Annotated in this window: 23 protein-coding genes and 1 pseudogene; 15 read left to right on the forward strand and 9 right to left on the reverse strand. The window is 59.3% G+C overall.

The genetic code is table 11. From position 1 onward, the window contains the following. Positions 1 to 19: 19 nt before the first annotated feature. Genes ACERIT_RS03770 through ACERIT_RS03780 form a run of 3 tightly spaced genes read right to left on the reverse strand, consistent with a single transcriptional unit; the run spans position 20 to position 1,671 of the window. Positions 20 to 811, reverse strand: coding sequence for a hypothetical protein (locus ACERIT_RS03770; protein WP_373673490.1), 792 nt, complete (start codon positions 809 to 811; stop codon positions 20 to 22). 36 nt (positions 812 to 847) lie between these two features. Beyond that, a complete protein-coding gene (locus ACERIT_RS03775; protein ID WP_373673491.1) occupies positions 848 to 1,255 on the reverse strand; it encodes a type IV pilin in 408 nt (135 codons plus the stop codon). A 2-nt stretch (positions 1,256 to 1,257) separates the two neighbouring features. Next, positions 1,258 to 1,671 carry a type IV pilin gene (locus ACERIT_RS03780; RefSeq protein WP_373673492.1) on the reverse strand — a complete coding sequence of 138 codons (414 nt, stop codon included), beginning with the start codon at positions 1,669 to 1,671 and terminating at the stop codon, positions 1,258 to 1,260. Between the two features lie 544 nt (positions 1,672 to 2,215). Here ACERIT_RS03780 and ACERIT_RS03785 point away from each other — a divergent pair. The 10 genes from ACERIT_RS03785 to ACERIT_RS03830 all read left to right on the forward strand — a co-directional run bounded on the left by ACERIT_RS03785 (position 2,216) and on the right by ACERIT_RS03830 (position 10,669). Beyond that, positions 2,216 to 2,590, forward strand: a complete 375-nt coding sequence (locus ACERIT_RS03785) for a hypothetical protein (protein WP_373673493.1) — start codon at positions 2,216 to 2,218, stop codon at positions 2,588 to 2,590. Next, positions 2,590 to 2,985: a hypothetical protein gene (locus ACERIT_RS03790; protein WP_373673494.1), complete on the forward strand. Its 396-nt coding sequence runs from the start codon at positions 2,590 to 2,592 to the stop codon at positions 2,983 to 2,985. The genes ACERIT_RS03785 and ACERIT_RS03790 overlap by 1 nt, the downstream gene beginning before the upstream one ends. Before the next feature lie 3 nt (positions 2,986 to 2,988). Beyond that, a complete protein-coding gene (locus ACERIT_RS03795; protein ID WP_373673495.1) occupies positions 2,989 to 3,474 on the forward strand; it encodes a hypothetical protein in 486 nt (161 codons plus the stop codon). Continuing rightward, entirely contained in the window at positions 3,474 to 5,111 is a 1,638-nt protein-coding gene (locus ACERIT_RS03800) for a hypothetical protein (protein WP_373673496.1), read from the forward strand. Before ACERIT_RS03795 ends, ACERIT_RS03800 begins: the two co-directional genes overlap by 1 nt. A gap of 258 nt (positions 5,112 to 5,369) precedes the next feature. Further along, positions 5,370 to 5,666: a hypothetical protein gene (locus tag ACERIT_RS03805; protein ID WP_373673497.1), complete on the forward strand. Its 297-nt coding sequence runs from the start codon at positions 5,370 to 5,372 to the stop codon at positions 5,664 to 5,666. Next, entirely contained in the window at positions 5,663 to 6,457 is a 795-nt protein-coding gene (locus ACERIT_RS03810) for a hypothetical protein (protein WP_373673498.1), read from the forward strand. Before ACERIT_RS03805 ends, ACERIT_RS03810 begins: the two co-directional genes overlap by 4 nt. Then, positions 6,450 to 6,581, forward strand: a complete 132-nt coding sequence (locus ACERIT_RS03815) for a hypothetical protein (RefSeq protein WP_373673499.1) — start codon at positions 6,450 to 6,452, stop codon at positions 6,579 to 6,581. The genes ACERIT_RS03810 and ACERIT_RS03815 overlap by 8 nt, the downstream gene beginning before the upstream one ends. After that, a complete protein-coding gene (locus ACERIT_RS03820) occupies positions 6,581 to 7,555 on the forward strand; it encodes a hypothetical protein (protein ID WP_373673500.1) in 975 nt (324 codons plus the stop codon). Before ACERIT_RS03815 ends, ACERIT_RS03820 begins: the two co-directional genes overlap by 1 nt. Before the next feature lie 1,535 nt (positions 7,556 to 9,090). Continuing rightward, on the forward strand, positions 9,091 to 10,143 hold the full coding sequence (locus ACERIT_RS03825) for a tyrosine-type recombinase/integrase (RefSeq protein WP_373673501.1): 1,053 nt from the start codon (positions 9,091 to 9,093) through the stop codon (positions 10,141 to 10,143). 259 nt (positions 10,144 to 10,402) lie between these two features. Continuing rightward, complete coding sequence (locus ACERIT_RS03830; RefSeq protein ID WP_373673502.1) at positions 10,403 to 10,669, forward strand: hypothetical protein; 267 nt, start codon at positions 10,403 to 10,405, stop codon at positions 10,667 to 10,669. Positions 10,670 to 10,755: 86 nt separating this feature from the next. Here the strand turns inward: ACERIT_RS03830 and sucD are convergent, their stop codons facing one another. Together sucD and sucC are read right to left on the reverse strand one after the other, a co-directional pair. Then, positions 10,756 to 11,625, reverse strand: coding sequence for a succinate--CoA ligase subunit alpha (gene sucD / locus ACERIT_RS03835; protein ID WP_373673503.1), 870 nt, complete (start codon positions 11,623 to 11,625; stop codon positions 10,756 to 10,758). Then, a complete protein-coding gene (gene sucC, locus ACERIT_RS03840) occupies positions 11,622 to 12,767 on the reverse strand; it encodes an ADP-forming succinate--CoA ligase subunit beta (RefSeq protein WP_373673564.1) in 1,146 nt (381 codons plus the stop codon). Before sucC ends, sucD begins: the two co-directional genes overlap by 4 nt. Positions 12,768 to 13,006: 239 nt before the next feature. Between sucC and ACERIT_RS03845 the strand changes: the two genes are divergently transcribed. Both ACERIT_RS03845 and ACERIT_RS03850 read left to right on the forward strand, forming a co-directional pair. Further along, the gene (locus ACERIT_RS03845; protein WP_373673504.1) at positions 13,007 to 13,210 is read left to right on the forward strand and encodes a hypothetical protein; all 204 of its coding nucleotides are present in this window, start codon (positions 13,007 to 13,009) and stop codon (positions 13,208 to 13,210) included. 276 nt (positions 13,211 to 13,486) lie between these two features. Further along, a pseudogene (locus tag ACERIT_RS03850) lies at positions 13,487 to 13,741 on the forward strand (IS6 family transposase); the annotation flags it as partial. Positions 13,742 to 13,768: 27 nt separating this feature from the next. On the opposite strand, the gene ACERIT_RS03855 reads toward ACERIT_RS03850, so the two are convergent. Continuing rightward, positions 13,769 to 14,428 (reverse strand): HAD family hydrolase, encoded by a 660-nt coding sequence (locus ACERIT_RS03855; RefSeq protein WP_373673505.1) that lies wholly within the window; start codon positions 14,426 to 14,428, stop codon positions 13,769 to 13,771. A 270-nt stretch (positions 14,429 to 14,698) separates the two neighbouring features. Between ACERIT_RS03855 and ACERIT_RS03860 the strand changes: the two genes are divergently transcribed. After that, a complete protein-coding gene (locus ACERIT_RS03860) occupies positions 14,699 to 16,036 on the forward strand; it encodes a cytochrome P450 (RefSeq protein WP_373673506.1) in 1,338 nt (445 codons plus the stop codon). Positions 16,037 to 16,209: 173 nt separating this feature from the next. On the opposite strand, the gene ACERIT_RS03865 is transcribed toward ACERIT_RS03860, so the two are convergent. Further along, positions 16,210 to 18,375 carry a hypothetical protein gene (locus tag ACERIT_RS03865; RefSeq protein WP_373673507.1) on the reverse strand — a complete coding sequence of 722 codons (2,166 nt, stop codon included), beginning with the start codon at positions 18,373 to 18,375 and terminating at the stop codon, positions 16,210 to 16,212. A gap of 423 nt (positions 18,376 to 18,798) precedes the next feature. Here ACERIT_RS03865 and ACERIT_RS03870 point away from each other — a divergent pair, with 423 nt between their 5' ends. Then, entirely contained in the window at positions 18,799 to 19,170 is a 372-nt protein-coding gene (locus tag ACERIT_RS03870) for an Hsp20/alpha crystallin family protein (protein ID WP_373673508.1), read from the forward strand. Between the two features lie 143 nt (positions 19,171 to 19,313). Next, positions 19,314 to 20,198, forward strand: coding sequence for an NAD(P)H-binding protein (locus ACERIT_RS03875; RefSeq protein ID WP_373673509.1), 885 nt, complete (start codon positions 19,314 to 19,316; stop codon positions 20,196 to 20,198). 12 nt (positions 20,199 to 20,210) lie between these two features. On the opposite strand, the gene ACERIT_RS03880 is transcribed toward ACERIT_RS03875, so the two are convergent. Together ACERIT_RS03880 and ACERIT_RS03885 are read right to left on the reverse strand one after the other, a co-directional pair. After that, on the reverse strand, positions 20,211 to 20,636 hold the full coding sequence (locus tag ACERIT_RS03880) for a hypothetical protein (protein WP_373673510.1): 426 nt from the start codon (positions 20,634 to 20,636) through the stop codon (positions 20,211 to 20,213). Positions 20,637 to 20,743: 107 nt separating this feature from the next. After that, entirely contained in the window at positions 20,744 to 23,602 is a 2,859-nt protein-coding gene (locus ACERIT_RS03885; RefSeq protein WP_373673511.1) for a PASTA domain-containing protein, read from the reverse strand. Positions 23,603 to 23,613 lie beyond the last annotated feature (11 nt).

Genomic DNA, 23,613 nt, shown 5'->3' on the forward strand with positions numbered 1-23,613 from the left:
TGGTTCGACTGCCCACGGCTTACAGCTCTGTCTCGATCCGGCCGACACCGAGTGCTCGGGACGCGGCCGCAGAAAGGGTAAGTCCGCTGTCGTCGACAGTCACTTGCTCATCAGTCACGTCAGCGAGCAGATCGCGGAGGTCGTGTCGGAACGCGGCGGGACGATCCTCCGTGATGCGAGTGGTGTCCTTCTGCTCGTAGCTAACTGCGCGATGCCGCGCGTAGATCCGCGCGAACGACGCGCGGACGTCGACGGGGACTTCATCGACGACGTTCGGGACGGTCTCTAGGTCAGTTTTCGATCCGTGGGCTGCTCCCATTGCGACGAGACACCGACCGAGGACGGAGCCGTCATCAGCCGCGACTACTTCGGTAGCTCGTTCCTCGATATCTGCGTGTTGGATGGTCGTATCGACGCCGACGGACGTGAACGCCTGCTGTAGTTCTTTCAGATCGATGCGGGAGTCGGACGAGAGTCGGGGAGAGTAGTTGGCGTTGATACTACCTCCCGCAAGGACATGCGCGAGTAGTTCAACGAGCGCGCGGGCTATGTCGCTAGTGGGGTCGGGATCGATCCAGCCGTAGTCGAGCACAGTCTGGACGCCGCGGACGGGATCGGGCATTCCGTCGTTGATCCATGCTCGAACTCGGCCCGGTGGCAATTCGAATGCGTTGCCGATCTCGGCGCGACCGGCATTCGGGTGCTTGGCCGTATATTGTTGGACCCGCCGGTAGTCAAGGACTTTTTCCCACGGATCGGTGTACACGCGGTCGGAGTATGTACGCGCTACTGACTGGGCCGTTGGTTCCACGGTCTGCCAAAAAATGGTGGTGCGTATTGGTTAGGATTACGGTGCGGTCGAGCTGGCGAGTGTAGCGGAAGAATCACCGTTTGGCGATTCCCACGTTACACGGACATCGTCACCACTGCTAACAGGGCTTGCCGATTTTGACTCCCCGGCACTAATAGGTAGGCCCCAAGTCGCGTCAATACCTCCGTCGGAGACGATTTTTACTTCATTCGAATTGTCCGAATTTAGAGTGTCTCCTCCTTCATGGGTGACTGTGACTGTGTCGGAGTTTGCGTAGGTGAAATCGAACGATGCCTGCGGCGTGGTCTGCTGGACCGAGTCGCCGAGTCCCAGCACGAACGTGCCGATCACGGCAGCCAAAATCACGGTTATGGCGACCATGAGTATGACCCCTATAACGGGGCTCACAGCCCTCTCCTCCGTGATCAGCTGTTTAACGTTCATCGTTATGGTGCAGTTGAACTTCCGATAGTCGCAGAGCTTGAACCGTCTGGTGAGGTCCAAATAACTCGGACAGTATCTCCGCTACTGTAACCGCTGTATGTCGTACTGTCACCAGCTGAAATGTCTAGTGTCCACCCAGAGGAAGACCCGCTATCTGAATTGATGTCAATTGATCCTGAATTTTCACTATTTAAAGTATCTCCACCTTCATGAGTAATTGTCACCTCATCGGTGGTAGGAGTGTCCCACTCGAAATCAAACGATGCCTGCGGCGTGGTCTGCTGGACCGAGTCGCCAAGACCGAGCACGAACGTGCCAATCACGGCCGCTAAAATCACTGTGATAGCGACCATGAGTATAACCCCGATAACGGGACTCACGGCTCTGTCGTCGTTGAATAGCTTTTTGAGTTGCATGGTTGGTTACCAACACACACCTCCGGCGAAAGAGTTGGGACATGCCATGCATACCAGTAGGAAGACCAACAGGTTCTGGTCTCCCGATCACATGGGTTCCCCCCCCACACCCTTCGCGGTGAATCGTGTGTGTATGTGTTTATAGAATTGGTGCCAAGATACTTATATTTGGGGGAAGTATTTCTCAGAAATGAGAATCAACCGATCTAACACGATCCGTCCCTCTCATTGAGAGAGGACCGATCTGTGTGTTGGTAAGGTCGGAACCACCCGACCGATAACGGATATGCGCTTGCTGAGCAAAAGGCTGCGGATTTTCTATATCGTCGGTGGTCGGGTCGGTGATGGATATGCGGTCTTCAGCGATTGGCTGTCTCGTGCTGAACGGTACGATGACGAGGATTTTAACAGAATCAACATTGATACATATCTTTCCCACCTGAATATAATATTCGATCAAAAATTATGGATAATTTTTCAACTATCTAGTTTCACAGAGCCATATTGAGTTTAACTACTGTTTCGGGTGTTGGCTCACTTGCAGATGTCGACGAAGAAAACCCCGGCTTTCGACGATCTCGATCCCGTCGAGGCCAACGACGACGAACAGGACGAATATGATACCGAATGGCTTGACCTCGATCCCGGCGAGAACGTCGTGGGCGAGATTCGAGCTGTAACTCCCGATTGTGGGGACTACAACACGACCGTCCTCGAAATCGCTCGCGGTCTCGGCGACGTCGTGTGTATGTGGTCGAACAACCAGATCGATCGCGCCCTCGAAGACAACGATCTCGGTGAAGGTGATGTGGTCGGTATCATGTGTACTGAAGAAACCCGAACGTACACGCCGGAAGGCTCGGACGAAGAGCAGACATTCAACATTTGGGAAGTGCGGGCACTCGGAGGTGACGACTGATGGCGACCCGCAGCTCTATGTCCGGGCTCGTCTCGGACTATTCCCATCTGCGGACGCTTCCGGCGCTGCTGTCGGTCGTGTTCGCGCTTGCCTCGCTCTACCAGTTCGGTGGCATCTCCGACGTCCACCTAACGTGGTTCAACTACACGCTGACCACTCAACACGCGATGTTGACGTCTGTCGGTGTGTACGCGCTTGCGTTCGCTTCCTCGGAAACGAAAGCGTTCGATCGCTATGACGACTGGGAGAAGGTACTGATAGCTGCCGGGCCGACGTTGATCATCGGATACGAGTACGTTGGTTTCATCGCTAACCTGGTAAACACGACGTCCAACACCGGGCCGATCGCGGCGTTCCTCGTCGCTGTCGTTGCCTGGTCTGTGGCTGTGAGGTAATTCATGAGGTCTCTGTTTCGCACGATCTCGGCGGCGTTCCTGCTCGCGGCTGTTGTCGGTGCGTTAGTCGCTGGTGGCGCTGTCGCGATTGATGGGCCGACGTTCGCGAATGAATCCGTAACTGTCGATAACGATACGTATTCGGTCGCTGTGACTGCAACTAATGTCACAAACGGCCCGGTCGATGTTGAGGTGTATGGTATCTCGAATGGTAATGAGACGCTTGAGACCACTACCACGATCGACGCAGTAAACACGTCTACAACCAAGGAGTTCTCCGTAAATTCGACCGCCTATGACTCATACCGCGTTGTCGTCTCTGAGTCGGACTCCGTTTCACAGACACAGACTGTCGAAAGCCTCACGATCGATACGCTTGTGTCTGGTACTGGCGGCGGCGGCTTCCTGCCTGGCACTAGCAGCGATCAGATGTCGATAGCGGTACTGGTCCTGGCTGCTGGCGCACTCTTGGTAATGAAGGAGGAATAATGACGACCAAAACTCCCAATCCGTCGCTGACTCGCCGGGGCTTGCTCCGCAAGGGTACGGCGGCGACGGTCGCCACGCTCGGCGTTGGCGCATCGGCTTCGAGGCTCGATCGCTCGCCGGTAGGTGATGCGAAGGCACTTGCTCCACTTGGTGTGATGGCTGCTGTCGGCCTGACGTACCTCGCGTACAAGGGCGCGACGAAGATCCTCGGCGATAATCGCGATTACAGCACTTATACTGGTGCTGATGCGTTGCATCAAGAGATCCATGTCGGTGCTGCTGAGATGGATTCTGCTGACGAGCGCGTGATGACTTCGATTCAGAACAATATCACGAACTCGCAGAATGTCGCGCTTGCCAAGGGGAAAGCGGCGATCATCAAGGAGATGAATGCCGGTAGCTCTGAGTCTGCCGCACAGACGGCTATGGCGAACGCGATCGATTCGTATTATTCGACGATCGAGGAGAATGTCCTGATTCATTACCAGTCGCAATATTCCCAGGCCCAGCACCACGCTGATCAGGTCTTCACTCACAGTTCGATCGCGCTTGAAAATGCGTTCCAGTATTACAACTTCGGAAACACCACTTTCGAAAGTTACTCTGGAAATCACATTGCGTTCTTGCTCGGCCACCGCTTGGATCACTCTAATTCGTTGGGTTCTCAAGTCGTTACAACTGCTGATTACCAGTTGCTCGATGGGTCTACTGTCACTGTCGATATTGCCCATTGGGATGATTCGACTGGCAACACCGCTGCCGTGGCTCCTCATCCGTCTCTGATTTCTGTTCCGGCTGACCTCACGAGATTCCTGGTCCAGCCGGTCACTACTGGTGACCCCACGACACAGTATTTCGATGCATCTCGGTTCCCTTCGGTACTGGATGCTATCGTTACTGAACGCGACGACGTGAACGCACAACTCTCTGGATTCGTTACGGATGTGTATTCCCAGTACGCTCCGGGCGATATTCCGACTGAGGATATCGTCGATCCGATCACCGCTTCGACGGAACTCTCCCAGAATTACGACGGGTATCAGACCCGGGCTGCTCACGCGGCTATGATGGGGATCCCGACGAACGCGGCGAACTCGCTGGTCATCGAAGTGGAAGATACTTCTGACGGTTCGACTGCGCTTCTTGAGGCGGATCTATATACGAACCATGTCCCGACTGATGGGAGTGGGAACGAGGTTGGCTTTCAGGTTGATCAGGCCTATGATCCGTCTACCTGGGCCGAGCCGCTGTACATCGCGTACCGGTACACTGAGACTGATAGTAGTGGACAGGTTATCTCTGAAACCCAGGAGTTCGAGCAGCTTGAGATGCCCTTTACCGTCTTAGAGGCGACCGACAAGGACGGTAATTCGGTTACTTCGTTCCAAACGCAATCGAGGAATAACCAAACGGCTGATGTGACCACGATCCAGGAGGAACTTGATCAAATACGACAGACACAGATCGAGATGCAAGAAGAGGCACAGGACGATACTCAATCCGGCGGCGGTACTAGTACCGATAGCGGCTTTAACTGGGATCAGTTTTCCATAGCTGGCATCCCTGGCGTTGCTGTTGTCGCTATCGGCGGTCTGGCTGCCTACGCCGGTTTCCAAAGCGGCAACTACGGTAACTAACCCACCATGCGCCCATTTTTTGTACTCATGCTGTTGCTTCTAGCAACGGCCACGATAACCGGAGGTGTAGCTGCACAATCAACTAGTGCGACTGCTGGAAACAATGCTGGCGTATCTATAAACGCATCTGATGACCGCCCACGTTGTACGGAAACTGTCTCCGAGGAGTTGTCGATCTGCTCGGCTGAGGTTGACGATGGTTCAGCTGTCTTGCAGCTGCAATCTGATGGCGTCCAACGCATCACGTTGACTGAGGCTATGCAGCAGACTGGCGAACTCTCCCGGCAGCAGTTCCTCCTAACTGACGGTCGGAACACCGTCCGCCTCCGTCTCTCTCAAGAGGCGGATGGCGACATCGGAGTGACGATCGATACTGGCGACGTGCTATACGGAAAGGTCATCGAACATGATTCCGCGCTTATTGGCGGTCCCTGGTCATCTTCTGACGCCCAGGCTGCTGGCATCGGCGGCGCGTTGTCCGTCTCGATAACGACGATCTGGCTTGTGATCCGCCGTTTGCGTGGTCGCGATATGTCCCCGGAGCGGGTAGCATGAACGACCACATCCACCACCCGGAGAACCCGACGAAAGGCGAACTCCTGATCGATTTCGTCAAAACTCGTCTGCTCACGATCCTGGCGATCGCCTGTCTCGCTGGTGCTGTTGCGATATACACCGGATTCGATATAGAATTGCCGCGCTTCTGGAAGATCGTTGGTGCTGCAACGTTGTTCCTACTGCCGTATTCCTACATCGTTGGTGCTAAAGTCGTCTCGCTGTTGCATAATCCGAATTATATCTTCGTTGTTGACCTCGACGCTCGCCACCTGGAGGGCGCGTTGTATCAGTTCCCATATACTGATTTCCGCGAACTTGAGGCTCGCGAGGGGTCGTTTACCCAACTAACACCGAATCTGTACACGGCGAAAGATGTTGATCTCGAAGCGATGGAAGCCACGGGAACGTGGCGCGGAACCCTCGACGATCGCGAACTCTGTCGGGCGCTGCAAGCGGTCCACGAGTGTCGCGGTCAACTTGAGGATGACGCGAAACGCGGCTTCGCGATCGAAACCTCTGCGTTCACGATCATCCGCAACGCGGTCCGCCGGACGACCTTGCACGTTGTCGAGACCTTTGAATCCGGATCGCTTCCGGATGAAGGCTCGGCGCTTCACGAGGCAGTCGAGGACCAACTGGAACAGTTCGATCTGGAGGATAACCTCGAAACACTCGCGGAGGATGTCGACGTCTCGCCAGCTGAAGCTGAAGGAGAGATCGACGATCTCGAGACATCTAGTGAGACGGAGCCGACTCCGGAACCGACTGAGGTAGCAGCCGATGACTGACCCAGCCATGCTCCACACGTTCCAGGCGCTTGCTCTGTTGATGGTGTGGTGCTCCGGCGTTTTCTACGGAATGTACCGCTACGAGAGACGGACACAGAACCGAACACTTCGGGAGATATTCTGATGACTGATAGTGATGAGCGACTCCTGACGGCGGCAAAGCTTCGCGAACAGATAGACGGGCGTCTCGAATCGAACGCGGACTTCTATCCGCACACGGGCATCGTCGCTGATGATGCTCACCGATCGAACCTCTCGTTCGTGGAATCCGTCCTTCGCGATTCCGAGGAACATTCCTCGTTCGCTGAAACCGATCTCGGTGCTGACGTGCTCGCGAAGTTCCGCAGCGATCGAGCCACCGGCGCCGTCTCGGAAGGGAACGGCTCTGTGCTATCCCACCTGGTCGGTGTCACCGAGCAAGACCTCGACGCGAGTGCGATCACCCTGTCGGCTCGTATCCTCGACGAGTTGGATCGAAATGGTGCACTGTCCACGATTCTCGCAGCCGGCGATCCGAATACTGGAAAGACGAATACGGCATGGCTGTTGATCGAACTCGGCCGCACGTTGTGGGACGATCTTCTCGTGATAAGCAACGCTCGCGCCGGGATCGTTGACGAACGAGTAACCACCTGCCACGATCTCGCGGTCTCGCTGCTGGAACATCGAGCCCGGCCGAAAGCGGTCGTGATCGACGAAGCCTCCACACATTTCGACGCGCGAACGAACTCCCGTGATGTGGCGACACAATGGTCTCCGCTGCTCAAGCGAATGAGTAAGCTCGGTGTGGAGATGGTGATCGTGATCGGTCACACGGGCAAGGACGTTGATCCCGAAATAAAGCGCCTCACGTCGCTGGCGTTCTACAAGACGGAACCGAAGATCGTCGACTTCTACGAACGATGGCCGTCGAACTCCGATCAGCCGACCGATCAGCTATTCGGTGGCTCGGTCTCTGCCCTTGAGGCGACACGTGTCGACTACGATCCGGACGAACCCGCTCCCTGGGAATGGAACCTCCGCTCTGGTCTGTTCGATCTCGATCTCGACTGGGAAACGCTTCTGGACGAACTCCGTTCCCGTGGTCCTGCCGAGTAACCGTCAATCCACCCACCGACCCACCCACCGTTATCAGGTGGTCGGTGTTCGTATGTTACCGCGCGGCCCCTCCTCGTGGGGGGTCGCGCGGGGTGTGTGTAGATTGCTTCGACCCCAGATAGTAACCCGAATATCCCTTCGTCCTCCGGCGGTCCAACGAGTGTTGCGGTTCACCAGTAGGAAGCCGGACGCACACCGTAGCGCGCCTACTGGCGCGCGAGGAAGCCCGCCCGGCGCGGCGCGACCATCGGGAGCAGCCGTGCCCGGCAGGACCGACGGAAGTCCATTCTAATTCTGGTGTAGAACGCTTTCTTATTACAGAGCTACCCCCAAAATACACCTGCACCAGTATCTTTCGGATCTCCGAAGTTTCTGAGGGTTTCAGTCACGTATGAAACGCTTGTATCACAATGCTCTGCGATTTCTTCTTTGGTGGCATTCGGCCACTTTTGAGCGGCATCAAGAATACACTCTTGTTTGGGAGTTAAACTTGACATAGATGAACATACCTTATTCGAGTTATATAATTTCACTCCCCGATTTTCCTCATATGTAGGGTTCTAGGTGAATCTCCTCTAACTAACCGACCACCGGGGAAGGTGCTTCGCATCGAGATCTCCACGAAGGTATGCTAACCCCCACGACGTGATCTCGTACATATCATCATGGACTGGAACTATCAGCTCTCTTTGTGAGAGTTCATTACATCGCTCTTGGATGTGATCTTTCGACACTTTGAGTTCCTGAAATCGGGAATCTGATGCGATCGTTGCGGGTGTTGCCCAACTGTCTTCAGCAAGATGCTCAAGAATACGCTCATCCACCTGTTGCATCCAATTCGCTGGTTTTCGGATTGACATTTATGCCATCGAAGAACTCTCTTCTCCGTTCGCCTCCGGTAATTCTCCAGCATCCAACTCACCTTCAAGATACTCTCGCCCACTCTCAGTGAGAACATACACGCCATTTCCGAGTGGTTGGAGTAGCCCGTGGTCCGCAAGTTTTCGTAATCGCCGCGAGATCTGTGATCGGGAAACGCGAATGTAGTCGTGTTCCGCAAGCTCAGTCGCCGTCCCTGAGTCTTCTTCCCGAATAATCTCTAGAATTCGGTCATCCCAGAGAGTCATCCAAGCCGCGGATTTTCTCATCTAGCGTGTGTTTCCTTCCCCATTCGCTTAATTGTAACACTATGTGTGTTTAGTACCTTCTCAACTATTTGAACACAATCCGTGCATTTATGCACAATAAGTGTGAACGTGATTTTGCGAAGCCACCGACTAGGTCTGTGATGACTCTCGTTGGTGACTGAAGACCGGGACCGTGGTTCCAGCACGGCCCCGAAAAGGTGGTTTCGCGGCCTCACAGCCATGTCCGAAACCATCCCTGCGGGCGAAGCCCGCACGAACGAGGAAGCGTTCCGATTTGAAAACGGCTCCGCTTGTGCTGTTTGCGGTCGTCGACGCGCAGACGGATTCGACGCCCAACTGCGCGCGAGTATCTGCGCGAAGTGTGCTCACGAAGCGGAGGCGTAACTGATGGGCGACGATCTCGAACCGATTTCTCCGAACGATGCGGTGGAGATGTACCAGGAGGCGATGCGCGACGAACACGCGGAGTCGACGAGGAAAAGCGCGAAGCATCGCCTCGGTGCCTTCGTCCAGTTTTGCGATGAGGAAGGTATCGAGGACCTAACCGAACTCACCGGTCGCGATCTGTTTCAGTATCGGATCTGGCGTCGGGAGGGCCAGGGCGATGGCCGCGAACCGATCAAGTTGGTTACGCTGAAGGGGCAGCTTGCGACCCTTCGTCGATTCCTCCGGTTCGCGGCGAACATCAACGCGGTTCCTCCCGAGCTGTACGAGCAGATCGTCCTCCCGACGATGAAGAACGGTGAGGACGTTTCGGAATCGACGTTGGATCCGAGCCGCATCATCGATATTTTGCGATATCTGGAGGGAGCACAACCAGCATCTCGCGATCACATCATACTGTTGCTCCTGTGGGAAACCGGCGCGCGCACGGGTGCAGTACGAGGACTCGATCTCGGAGATGTGGATTTGGATGGGTCACACCCTCGGTTCACGGGTCCGGCCGTGAGTTTCAATCATCGACCGGATACCGGTACACCCCTCAAGAATCAGGAAGCTGGTACTCGGTGGAACCGGATTAGTGGGTCGACCGCGGCCTACATCGAGGACTACATCGAGTATCATCGGGATGATGTCACCGACGATCACGGTCGGCACCCGCTGATCACGACCGAGTACGGTCGTCCGACCGGTAACACGCTTCGAGTTTCATTGTATCGGGTGACTCGTCCGTGCTGGCGCGGGGAACCGTGTCCTCACGATCGGAACGTCGACGAGTGTGATGCGACCCATCTCGATCACGCGAGTAAGTGCCCTTCGTCGCGATCTCCTCACGACGTCCGGAGTGGGCGAGTGACGTACTACCGGCGAGAGGACGTCCCCCGGCGGATCGTGAAGGATCGTCTGAACGCGAGCGAGGACATTCTCGATCGCCATTACGATCGGCGTTCGGATCGCGAGCAGGCTGAACAGCGCAGCGATCACCTCCCCGATATTTAGGTCAATGAACGCGACAATCACAGTAGCTAAACGCTTAAAAGGCAAGACCCACCGTGCCCGTACAGCCGTCGAGTGAACACGAGGTGTGCTGAATCGCAGCACGTAGGGGTACTCACCGTGCCCGTTATCTAGCGCCTCTCACGTCCGTCGGGTCACCGTGTCCCTCTCTACAGTCTGGCTGTTCGGGCATCGGATCCCACAGTGGCCGGACGCTCATCTGACAGGACCCTTTTTCTCATTCGACCCCGTCTCTCCGATCATGCCCGATCCTGAACTCCTGCAAGAGGCACGCGACTCGATCGAGACGGCCCGTGAACGAATGGACGGCGACATTGCCGACCGACTCGCGTCGATCGGCGATCGACTCGAGAGCGCCATCGAGGCCGATCGAACCCTCGATCATGGGACGCTCGCCCGACTCCAGAATTCGCTTTCGGAGATCGCGGAGACGGTTGAGGACGCCGAGCCGATCGACGTCGCACGGGAGCGACTCTCGCGATACCGCGAGGACGTCGAGGGCGTCTGAACGAACGGACTGCTCACGTCTGCACGAACTGGACGAACGCGATAGAGGAACGGACCGAGTCGACGGCTCGTGAGACGGCGTTCCCGCTACAGGACGTTCTCGATGTGGTCGGCGACTTCCTCGGGGGTGTCACCGACCGGAACTCCGGCAGCGTTGAGCGCGTCGATCTTCGATTCGGCGGTTCCAGTGCCCGAACCGGAGACGATCGCGCCGGCATGGCCCATCCGTTTGCCCGGCGGGGCCGTTCGTCCGGCGATGAAGCCGGCGACCGGCGTGTCCATGTGCTCGCCGATGAACTGCGCGGCCTGCTCTTCGTCCTCGCCGCCGATCTCGCCGCACATCACGATGGCCTCGGTCTCCTCGTCGGCCTCGAAGGCCTCGAGCGCGTCGATGAACGAGGTCCCGATGATGGGGTCCCCGCCGATCCCGACCGCGGTCGTCTGGCCGATACCGCGTTTGGTGAGGTTATCGACGACCTGGTAGGTGAGCGTTCCCGATCGTGAAACGAGTCCGACGTTGCCGTCGACGAAGATGTTCCCCGGGAGGATGCCGAGTTTCGCCTCGCCCGGCGTAATGATGCCCGGACAGTTCGGTCCGAGCAGTTTCGTGTCGACCTCCGAGAGGCGCTTTTTCACCTTCGCCATGTCCTGAGTGGGGATTCCCTCGGTGATCGCGACGACCAGATCGAGATCCGTATCGAGCGCCTCGAAGATCGCGTCGGCGGCGAACGCCGGCGGCACGAACACGACGGAGGCGTCCGCGTCCTCGACCTCGACGGCCTCGTCGACGGTGTCGTAGACCGGGACGCCGGCGACCTCCTGGCCGCCCTTGCCGGGTACTGCACCGGCAACGACGTTCGTGCCGTATTCGATCATCTGTCCGGTGTGGAACTTGCCTTCCCCACCGGTGATTCCCTGTACCACGACGCGCGTGTCGTCGTCCACCAAAATGCTCATTGGGCCACCTCCTGGGCGTTCTCGACTGCACGCTGGACGGCCGCCTCCAGCGTCTCCTCGACCTCGATGAGGTCCGTGTTCAGTATCTCCATGCCTTCCTCGGCGTTCGTCCCCGCGAGACGGACGACCACCGGCTTGGGAATCTCATCGAACTGGCTCAATGCCTCGTTGATTCCCTGCGCGACCTCGTCGCCCCGGGTGATTCCCCCGAAGATATTGAAGACGACGGAGTCAACGTTGGGGTCCGAAAAGACCATATCGAGCGCGTTCGTGACTCGCTCCGCCTTCGCGCCGCCGCCGATGTCGAGGAAGTTCGCCGGCGATCCGCCGTAATGGTCGACGAGATCGAGCGTGGTCATCACGAGCCCCGCCCCGTTGCCGATGATCCCGACGTTACCCGACAGGCGGACGTAATCGAATCCGTACTCGCCGGCCTTCCGTTCGAGGTCGTCCTCGTAGGACTCCTCGGCCATCTCCGTGAGATCGGGCTGGCGAAACAGCGCGTCCTCATCGATATTCATCACGGCGTCGGCGGCGACCACGTCGCGATCACCCGTGATCATCACCGGGTTCACCTCGATCTCGGAGGCGTCGTTGGACTCGTAGAGATCGTACAGCGTCGAGAGAAGGGACGCGACGTCGCCGGCGACGTCTCGGTCGACACCCGCATCGTAGACTACCTTGCGGGCCTGATAGGGGTGGAGACCGAAGGCCGGATCGACGTGTTCGCGAGCGATGGCGTCAGGGGTCTCCGCTGCGACCTCCTCGATGTCGACGCCGCCCTCGGTGGAGACCATGAGAACGGGTCGACCCGCACTGCGGTCCATCGTCACGCCGACGTACAGTTCGTCCACGAAGTCGACGCCGGCCTCGACGAGGACGCGGTCGACGGTGTAGCCCTTGAGGTCCATCCCGAGGATGTCCTCGGCGTACTGTTCGGCCTCCTCGCGGTCGCTGGCGATCTTGATGCCACCGGCCTTGCCGCGGCCGCCGACGTGTACCTGTGCCTTGATGGCCGCCGGGAACCCGATTTCCTCGACGGCGTCGAGAACCTCCTCGACGTTCTCGGCCAATCTCGAGTCCGGAACGGGGATTCCGGCGTCGGCAAAGAGGTCCTTTGCCTGATACTCGTGCAGCTTCATTTCCATTCGAAGAGGGGTTCGTCGGGCGCTTAAATCCCGCTCATTCGTCTCGATGATAGAGATCGTCCCCGTCTCGAACGAGGGACGCTCCGTCGGGATCGAGCGTCGATCGACTTCTCCGCCGCAAGTATATCATGAACATTTATTATGAATCTTTCCCTCGCTATCGGTGATGACATCCGTAGTACACGGCTGATGCCGACCACGATGCCGAGGGAACGACCTCGACGTCCGCCGACGTGTCGACGTTTGATCGGACGGATCCGATCGATGAATCGGCGACCGAGACGTCGGACGATATCGACGACGGCCGCAGTGTACCTGCGCCGGCGCAGTTCGGGACCGGCAACGGTCGTCGATTACCGAACACGATCGACGGTGAGAACGCCTTCGCGGGACGGCTGCGGGGGTCGAACTCGACGTGGGGGGACGATCGACGATAGGAACGGTCCACTGGCCGACGGGAGGTTTAACCGATGGACGAACGTATGTTGGTCCGGCCGATGACGATCGACCGCTCCGAGCCGGCTCGGCACCGGCCGTGACGAGCCCTATGAGTGCCGAGGCCAGCTTTCTATCCATACATTTCGGGAAAGAAGTGAACGAACGTCAGAGAATCGCGTCTGCTACCCTCTGAGAGAGGACAGTCGTAATCACAAGGCGAATAGAGTACACTCTGAGGCGTCACATAGGCCCAATCACGCTCTTCGGAGTGAATGGCCGAGTTGATCGAGAAACACGACGTCAAAGACGCCGTGTTTCTCATCGACAACGCAGACGATCGTATCGGTGGCCTTCGACGAGAAAACCTCAGCTACCGCGTCCAACAACACGGCTTCAGAAATTCCGTCGAACGTATCTTTCGTGAGGTAGAACGTAGAACGTCTTCGTTCTCAAACCGTTTCAGTCACGTCGATCCGCCGACCGCGGAAACGTGGTTGCAAGCCCACGCCGTCTGGTGGAATCATGCTTAAGTTAACACGACCGCTTTGTGACTTGACTCAGGCTCCACAGATCTCATGGAGGTCGTCAAGGGAGTCGATATCCCAAGTTGGCCATACATTAAGATCCCAGTCGCTTCGGTGGGGGCGACGGATAAAGGCCGAGTCAATATCAGCATTCTCGGCAGCCTTGATATCAGACTCATTATCGCCGACGTACAGGGCAGACTCCGCGTTGAGATCTGCCAGCGCACGCTCGAGATAGTGTGGATTCGGCTTTCGAAGTGTGAGGCTCTCGGTCGTTGCCTCACGGCCATAAGCGGTGTCGAACAGATCCGAAATTTCGAAGTGATCTAAGAGAAAATCGACCGTCTCTTGCTGGTTTGAGCTGACGATCCCCTTCGCGGTATCAAGACCAGACAGCGCGTCGATATCCTCGTAGGGGGTTTTCCGTCCCGCGCGGGCTTCTTCCTGTTGGGCCCGAGATACTGTGCTATCGCGAGTGCGCCAGAATTGCTCTGATTCGATGTTGTATACATCACTAACGGTGGCGACGTCACTGGGAGTCGCTCCAATAGTCATATCATCGACGTGATCTGGATTGGGATCGGTTACCCCAAACTGCGCAAACGTCTCTTCGGTAGCTTCTCGGAGGACATCAAAACGGGTTCGACCGACGAGGACGCCGTCGTTATCGAAGACGACGGTATCATACGACATATTTTTTGTTAGGTATCCAACGTAATAAGGGTTTCAGTCGAGAATAAGTAAGTCGCTCATCTCGATACATTGTAACACAGCAGTTTCTCGAACCAGTTCTCGGATGAATGGAGACGCACCGATCGTGAGCCCGATAGCGACGATGAGGGTGGCGATAATCACGAACGAATGGTCTCCAAGCGGCCACAGCGGACTCCAACTGCGACCCGAGCGGCGGCGACGGTGTTGCTGAGCGAGGGATTGAACTGACCCCAAACCGTATCCCATATAATGGGTACATCACCGCCCGGTCCGAGGGGTGAACCGTTGTTCGGCAGTAGCCGCCGGTACGCGAACGACCCGTTCCGGTTCCTCTCGGCCTGCGAGCGGGCCTACGGCGGTGTCGTCCAGTTCGATCTCGGGCCGATGGACACGTACCTGCTGACAGAACCCGAGCACGTCGAGCGCGTCCTCGTCACGGAAGCGGACCGCTTCGCGAAACCGGAGTTCCAGGGCGACGCGCTCGGCGACCTGCTGGGCAAGGGGCTGTTGCTCAGCGAGGGCCAGACGTGGCGTGAACAACGCCGGCTTTCGACGCCGGCGTTCCAGGTGGACCGTTTAACCGACTTCGCCAACGACATCGTCGCCCACAACGAGAGCCTGCTGGCCGACTGGAGCGACGGTGCGGTCGTGGACGTGGAACAGGCGATGACTCAGGTGACACTCGCGGTCATCACTGACCTGATGCTTGGCACCGACCTCTCGGACGAGCGGATCCGGACCATCCGGGAGGCCCTCGAACCCCTTGGCGCGCGGTTCGAACCGGACCCGATACGCTTTGCTGCGCCGACGTGGCTCCCCATGCCGGGCGACAGTGAGTACGACACCGCCGTGGAGACCATGGAGTCGGTAATCGCGGACATCGTCGCCGAGCGTCGCGGCAGCGAGGGCGACCCCGAGACCGACGAGGGTCCCGACGACCTCCTTTCGATCCTCCTGCGGGCCCAGGAACGCGGCGAGCAGACCGACACGCAGATTCGAGACGAGATGATGACGATGCTGCTGGCGGGCCACGACACGACCGCCCTAACGCTGACTTACAGCTGGTACCTCCTCTCACAACACCCCACAGTCGAAAAGCGGCTCCACGAGGAACTGGACGAGCAACTCGGCGGCGAGCCGCCGACTATGGCCGACGTACCGTCGCTAGACCTGGTTGAGCGGGTCGTCGACGAGGCCATGCGGCTGTACCCGCCGGTGTACGCGATGTTCCGCGACCCAGTCGAGTCGGTCACGTTCGACGAGTACACCGTCCCGGAGGACGCGACGATCATGCTTTCCCAGTGGGCGATGCATCGCTCGGAGCGATTCTGGGACGACCCCGAGCAGTTCGACCCGGACCGGTGGCCCGGCGACGACGACCGCCCTCGCTTCGCGTACTTTCCCTTCGGGGGCGGTCCCCGCCATTGCATCGGCAAGCACCTGGCGAAACTGGAGGCAAAGCTCATCGTCGCACGGACCGCTCAAGAGTACCGGCTCGAGTACACCCGCGAGGGCGAGCCCGACCTGTGGCCGACGCTGACGATGCACCCGCGCAACGGGATGCCGATGCGGGCCCACGAGCGGTAGTCGAGGCTGTGCCGTCGCTAGACGTGTACGCGACGGCATCCTGCCCGCGAGCGTTTTTCGCACTGCCCCCGTCCGGCTCCGGAACGGCGTCACGGAGCATGTCGTCGGTGTTGCCGGTGAAGACGGCCGCAAGTCGGTCGAGATGTAGCCTACTGCTACGTCGAATCTTCGGCCTATGCGAGTTCGGTGTCGATCGCCGTTTGGGCTCGTTTGATCGCCCGATGAATGCCCGGTTCGAGTGCGGCTACGGCGGCATCGTCGTATCCTTGCTGCCGCTCGCTCGACAGGAGTTCGAGGGCCTCCTCCAGAAACGAGACGGCGTTTGAAAGCCCCTCGTTCGCACTGCGGGCGTCGCCGCGGTCTGCGGAGTTGGTTGCGGCGGCGGCTTCCTCCTGGGCACTTGACAGTCGGTCGAGCACCTCACTCCCGTCTTCGTCCTGCTCGGTAAGGGTGCGCGCCAGGGTCCGCAGATCGGCGATTTCGTCTCGAAGAGTACTCGCGAGCGCAGCTTTGCCCGTTTCCACGGCCTCGCGGATCGCCTCGAAATCGTCATCGAACGTCTCGGGATCGACCCTGTATGCGCCGGGACGTCCGTTATTATCGGTGATCTCGACGGTATAGCGGCCGTCACGGTGGACTGCCACGGCAAAGCGATCGTCTTCGACCGGCCGGCCGTCATAGACGACGCCGGCATAGTCCTCGATCACGCGGACGTGAGCGATGCCGTTCGTTTCCCGGCCGTCACCCCGGATCCACCCCACGTCCTCGGTCGCGACGAGCGTCAGTTCGCCGTCTGCGCCGGCCCGAACGAGTCCTCCCTCGTGGACGAACCGTTCAGCAAGCGGAGCGAGACCAGGGCCGTTGACGATGAGGAGGTGATCCCCCGGATCGACGTGCAGATACCCGAACACGCCATCGCGGGTGACCGTGGCTATCGGATCCTCGCTTGCGAGACGCACGGCGACTTCCACCGGCGGTTCGTACAGCGAGACGCTGACAGCATCCTCCAGGGCGTCCCGTGCCTCGTCCGTCACCCTTCCGAGGGCTCCACTGGAGCCGGACCCGAGGTATCGGACCTGGCCGACGACACGGTCCGACAGTCCCGGTGGTGCCTCTCCGCCGATCCGTTGTCGGTGGCCGGGGTCCGTGACGTCGTCGAGCGGGTCCGTGAATCGATCCTGTTCCCAGGGAATCCCGACGGAAGTGATGTGATCGGCGAACTGGTTCTCGAGGAACCCCGGGATCACGAACTCGAAACTCAACTGGGGGCCGACGAACCCCTCGACTGCGTCGCGAACGTCCCCGATCGACTCGAGCGTATAGGTCGCATCCGCCTCGGTCGGACTGTCGGCATGAGCCATCACGAGCCCCGGTTCGCGAAGCGGGAGGTCAGCCGGCGGTCGCGGTAATCCCTGCCAGGATTCGACGGTCACGCTCTCGTCGATGAAGTCCTCGCGGTTGACCGACAACGACGGATGGTGGTCGAGACGCTCGCCGTCGAGTTCCGGCATCACGAAGGGAAGCCTGGCGCCCTCATCGCGGGGAAGTCCGTAAGCGAACGGCGCCGCCACGTTCAGCGTGACGTCCAAGAGGTCGTTGGTCACGTCCGAGTCCCAGTTGTCGGTCGAGAGCCGCTCGAAACTCGGAACGACGTCGTTGATCTCGCTCGCGCTCGAGTGGGACCCGACCTCGGAGAGGATTCCCGGTCGACGGGATTCGGGAACCTCGGGCTCGAGGAACTCGTTGTTGGGGATCGCCCTGGAGTGGGCACTCGCGGACAACAACAGGGGCGAGCCGGTTTCCCGGTCGATGAACACCTGGAGGAGTTCCCAGTCGTGCCAATGGAAGTTGACCGTAAACTGATCGAACACCGAGTAGAACCAGTATTGGATCGCGTCGACTCCGTCCGCCGCTTCAACGATGTTGTAAAATACTCTCGGGTCGGGTGGCGTTTCCGTTTCGTCGAACGCCGCCGAGTACTTCTCAAGCGCGGTAACTCCATCCACGACTGGCCCGTCTGCGCTCTCCGTGACGTAGTTCCGAGGATCGGTGGGATACCATTTCTCACGGGCACCGAAGTACAGGTCGGGCGCGTATCGCTTGACGACGGGTGGCACCGCACCAGTTGACTCGTCGGGGTCGGTGGCGGATGGCGACTCCGTTGGCGTCGACGTGGAGACCGGCGGCTCCGACGGCTCCGGCGGTGAATCGGGTCGAGAGACGGCCCATGCCCCGGCGACACCACCACCTCCGATCACCGCAAGGGCTGCATACAGGAGGAAACGGCGACGTCGATCGTCGGGCGGACGGTCGTCCCTCTCCCCGTTTCTCGCCGTCATGTCTGATACAAGGGTAGGCGACCGTCGTATAATTACCTTCCCCAGGGATGACTGTTCTTGGCTTCCCCAAGGATGAATGCCCTTGGCTTCCCTCGTGACCGCTCTTGGCCTCACCGTGGCTAGATCGCGAATCGTGAGTGTTGGACCCATCGTTGGCGGCCGACGTCGGACCGAAGAAACGCCGACCGTGGTCACCATCTCGGAGGAACGGTCAGTTCGTTAACCGGATCGAACTCGGAGACCATCTCCTGCTCGAAGAGCCGTGGAGTATGAACGGAGGGCTCTGTGTTTTCCTCGTAGTGACCGCATTCGAATCGGCAGTATGGTCGACCTCTATTGCTAATCCGTGACAAATATACGATATGATAGAAAAATTTATTATGAACCGCGAACAACTATCTACTGGAATCAGGGTGATCAGCTATGGCACTGCCCACGAGTCCGACAAGCTCCTGGATGCAGAGCCCCGATTTCCCGAGCCGATTGTTCGAAACCGGTGGTAACGACTATGAACTGTACGAAGAGGACGACGAGTTCGTCCTGAGCGTCGAGATGCCGGGATTCGATCCCGACGAAATCTCCGTCTCGTGGGACAGCGGCATCCTCAACGTCGCCGCCGAACACGAGGACGAGCAGCGCGGTCAGCGTAGGACCTACCATCGTCGGTTCCGCTTCCCCAAGGACGTCGACGACGAGGCGATCACGGCCGAGTACAACAACGGCATCCTCGAAGTTCGGTTGCCCGTCCAGGCGGGAGCAGTCGTCACGGGCACCGAGATCGAGGTCCAGTCCTGACGACGCGAGGTTCAGACCTGGCGACGGCCGGATCGCTGTCGTCACGATAGTTCGACTCGTTTTTTATGCAGGTGGAGCGAGGCGGTTCACCTGTGGCGGACGTTACCAAACGCTATTGACAGTGCCGGGCGTATACGGTAACAATGCGTATTCTCGTTGTCGGGGCCACCGGATTCGTTGGATCACGGTTAGTCAGCCGACTCGTTGAGCAGGGGCACGATGTCGTCGCGTTTTCTCGGAGCGCGAGCGAACGGTCGTTTCCAAAGTCGGTCGAACCGTTCGATGGCGATCTCGGCGACCCCGACTCGCTCGACGGCTTGTGTCAGGACGTAGATGTGGCATACTACCTGATCCACTCGCTCACGGCGGAGAACTTTGCCGAACGCGATCGTGAGTACGCCACGAGATTCCGCGACATCGCGTCGGACGCAGGAGTCGATCGGGTGGTGTACCTCAGCGGTATCAGCGGCGATGGCGTGGATCTGTCCCCACATCTCGAATCCCGCCGTGAGGTGGAATCGGTTCTGGGGGAGGGGACGTACGACCTGACGGTGCTCCGGGCGGCGGTCATCATCGGCTCCGAAAGTGCGAGTTTCAGAATCCTGAACGACCTGACCGATAGGCTACCGGTGATGCTGGTTCCCGAGTGGGTCCGGACGCCGTGTCAGCCGATCGGGATCCGGGATACGATCGCCTATCTCGTCGAGCTACTCGACGTCGAAGCGACACGAGGAGAGACGTACGATATCGGTGGTCCCTCCGTGTGGACGTACGAATCGCTGCTCCGATTGACGGCCAGTGAAAAGGGAAAACGGGTGTATATCATTCCGGTCCCGGTAATGACTCCCGAACTCTCCTCACATTGGCTCCGATTGACCACCGACGTGCAATACGAGATCGCGCGATCACTGGCCGAAAGCATGCGGAATCCGGTGATCGTGCACGAATCGAAGGACTTGCAGGCGGTCGTTCCGATCGAACGAACGTCGATCGAAACTGCGGTCCGGGATGCCCTCGCTGGGACCTGAGTCGTCGGCTATTCACTCACAAGAGTCGATTCCCGCTTGCGTGTCCGGACGTCGAATCGCGTCGATATACCTCCGAGCATCGGGATCGAGATCGAACGTGCCGTGAATATCCGCGGGAGCTTCCCCGTGGACGATCCGACCGAATGGATCGGCGATCGTGGAATAGAGACGCTCGAATCCGGGGATGAGTGATGGGGGAATTCCCCGGGCCGTTAGTACTCGCTTGACGGCTGTTTCGCCGGCGTGGACTGAGTCCCCCTCGATGAAGAGGAACACGAACGGCTGACAGCCGAATTGCGCCTCCAGAAACCGCTGGATCGGGTCGGACTCCCAGGGGACGGAAACGACGTCCTCCATCCCGTAGGTGAGAACGCTCACTGCGGTTCGAAACACCTTCTTACGTCCGTCGTAGATGAGAACCGACGGGAGACTACTCACGATATCGGAGTATACGCCTCCGAACGGCGTGATTCTTTCGAAAGCGATCGTCGTGACGGGATCGCGGTTCGCTCGAACGCCCACCCGGAACGGAGCGTCCGGGGCGTTCAGAGTTCCAGCGTCTTCAAGCTCGATTTGACCTCGTCGAGATCGATCGACGCCGCTTTTTCGACGGTTTCTTCGTCGGCTGTGTCCGCGGTTTTTGCTGCCTCCGTCGCTGCCTCGATGATCTCGGTGTCGGTGTTGTGTACGTTCCGGATCGAGTCGACGTTGGCCACGTCGGCAAGGGCCTCCGCCTCGTCGGTGCCGACGCCGGGAGCCTTGGTGAGTTCGTAGGCACCGGTGTACCGTCGGGCCCTCGATTGCCACTCCGAGGCGCGCGTCTCGCTGGCACCGGTCGCGTCGCTGATCGTCGCGACGTCGGCCCGTGCCAGTTCGCCGACCGTCTCGATGCCGGCCGTGGCGAGCTTTTCGGCCGTCGCATCGCCGATCCCCTCGATGCGCGTGACCGGCGGCGGCTCGTTCACCGTGATCGTCACCGTCGTGTCCGGCGGAACCGACGTGTCGTGACTCGGGTCCTGGTCGACGACCTCGTTGACGCCGATCGCCTGGAGTTCCGTGGGATCCGCCACCGTTCGAATCTCGACCTCGGGAGTCAAGCCGGCGCTCGAAAGCGCGTCTTCGGCAGTCTCTTTCGACTGCCCCGTGAGGTCGGGAACGCTGATCGATGTCTTCGTCGCGCCACCTTCCGGTTTCTCCGTGACGGTCGTCGACGGTTCATCCGTCGTCCCTGCCGTCGACTGGAGACGCAACGCCGTCGCATTCTCGGTGGCCGTCTCCAGGTCCATGCCCGCGACCGTCTCGGCAGCGTCGCCCGATGCCGCACCGGATTCGGCCGCGGTCGTGGCGCTTTCCTCGATCTGCTCGTTGGGCGTGCTCTCGAGTCCTTCGATGGTCGTGACGTTGGCCGTGTCGGCGAGCGCTTCGGCCTCGTCCGTGCTGACGCCTTCGATCTTGGTTAGTTGGTGGGCTTCGGCGTATGTTTTCGCCTTCGACTGAATGCGCTCGGCCGTCGACTCATCGAGGCTTGCGTCGGTGAGCGTCCGGGTGTCGGAAGCGGCCAACTGCCCGACCGTCTCGACCCCGGCATCTTCGAGCGTGGTCTTCGCCGCGTCGTCGACGCCATCGATCCGGTCGACCGTCGGTGGCTCGTTGACCGTTACGGTTACCGAGTCACCCGGTTGCACCGTCTCACCCGGTGTCACCTCCTGTTCGGTCACCTCGTTGACGCCGACGCCCTCGAGGGCTGTCGAGTTCTCGACGGGCTGTGTCTCGACGGTGGCGTCCAGGCCCGCATTCGAGAGCGTTTCCTCGGCGATCTCGGTGGTCTGGCCGGTGAGATCCGGCATTTCGATGGTCGGTGTCGAGTCGATCGGCGTCGTCGTACCGGAATGGGTCGGGTCGAATGGCTGGGGCTGGATCGGTTCGATGCCGCCATCATCTCCTCCGTCATCGCCGCCCCATCCGGGAAGCGACGGATCGATCGGTCGGAGCGGATCCTTCGGCAGGAGCGATCCACCTGGTAGCGTCCCGCCGGGGATCTCGATCGGTGGCATGTCCGGCTGTTCGAACCAGTCGGCCCCTTCACAGACCTCGTCCTGTGCAACGGCGAGGGCGAGTACGCCCTTCTCCGCTACGTTCTCCAGGACGGTCTCAAGCCGGTCGACGGCCTCCTCGTAGCGGGACATGGTTCCCTCCGTGACATCGCCGCGTAACTCGTCGACGAGTTGGACCTCGAGGTCGTGGATCTCCTCGATGAATTCCCGGTAAGAGGACTTGCTCGCGTACGCTCGATCGTCCGCGGCCTCTTTCGTCCTCTGTGCGATCTCGCCCGCCGTCTCGGTGTCGAACGCACTCGCGACGCCGCTAAAGATCCGATACGTGTACTTCAACGATTTGTCCATGATGTACTGCTCCATCGGGGCGATTCGCCTCTCTATCACCTTTTCCAGGGCTTCTCCGGTGGTGAGGTTGATCTCCTGGGAATCCTCGTCGACGCTGATCGTGAGCACGCTGTCGGAGGAGGTCACGGTGACATCGGCGTCTTCGCTCCGATCGTCATCGATGTGGAGTCTGGCGCCCGCAGTTGCGTCCTCGGTTGCGAGCGAGGATTGGTGGGGATTCTCGAAGTCGGCCGTGTGACGGGCCGTCGCGGCATAGAGCATGTCGTTGGTGTACACGCGCTCGCGTGCCGGAGCACCGGGAACGCGTGACCACGTGTCGCCATCGGTCGGTTCGTAGATGCCCAAAAATACCCTGCCATCACCCGTGGCACAGTCCCCTTCGTCGCCGTTACCGGCGGTGTAGGAGCGTGCGATTGTCGCGAGTCCGGGATCGGTCGGTGGCACGTCCCCTTTGGCGGGACCGGATAGGTCCCCCTTCGTGGGAAAGCTGACCGAGGGCACGCCCTTGGCGTAGTCCGTGTCGTCGTCGTATTCCTCGCAGATGATTTCGGCGAATTCGAGGACGCGGTTGTACTCACACTCGTCGTTACAGGCGTCCTCCGCTCCCGGGACCGGGACGGTCTCCCGAAAGCACTCACGATAGGCGATGGAGACGGCAACGCGATCCTCCGTATCCACCTCGCTTGGACCGAAGGTCTCTCGCGTTTCGTTATCGACGACGATCGGGTTTCCGTTGCCATCGAGCCCGTATCCCCGGTCGACGATGACGGTGACACCGCCGTCGTCGGCGTCGGTCACGGTCACGTTCAGACCACAGGCGACGCCGCGGCCGCCTACGAGGCGTGCCTGGGTCCGCAGGCGATCCCGGTGATAGGCCTGATCGGCCGCCATATCCCGGGCCGTCATCAGCTTACCGTGGAAATACCGATTGCGCTCGAACCGATCGAGCCCGCTGTCCTCAGCCGATTCGCCGTCCGTCGTGAAGTCCCTGTTCCGTGTCATTGTTGTCGTCC

It is taken from the genome of Halopenitus sp. H-Gu1, from assembly GCF_041821145.1.
Taxonomy (GTDB): Archaea; Halobacteriota; Halobacteria; order Halobacteriales; family Haloferacaceae; genus Halopenitus.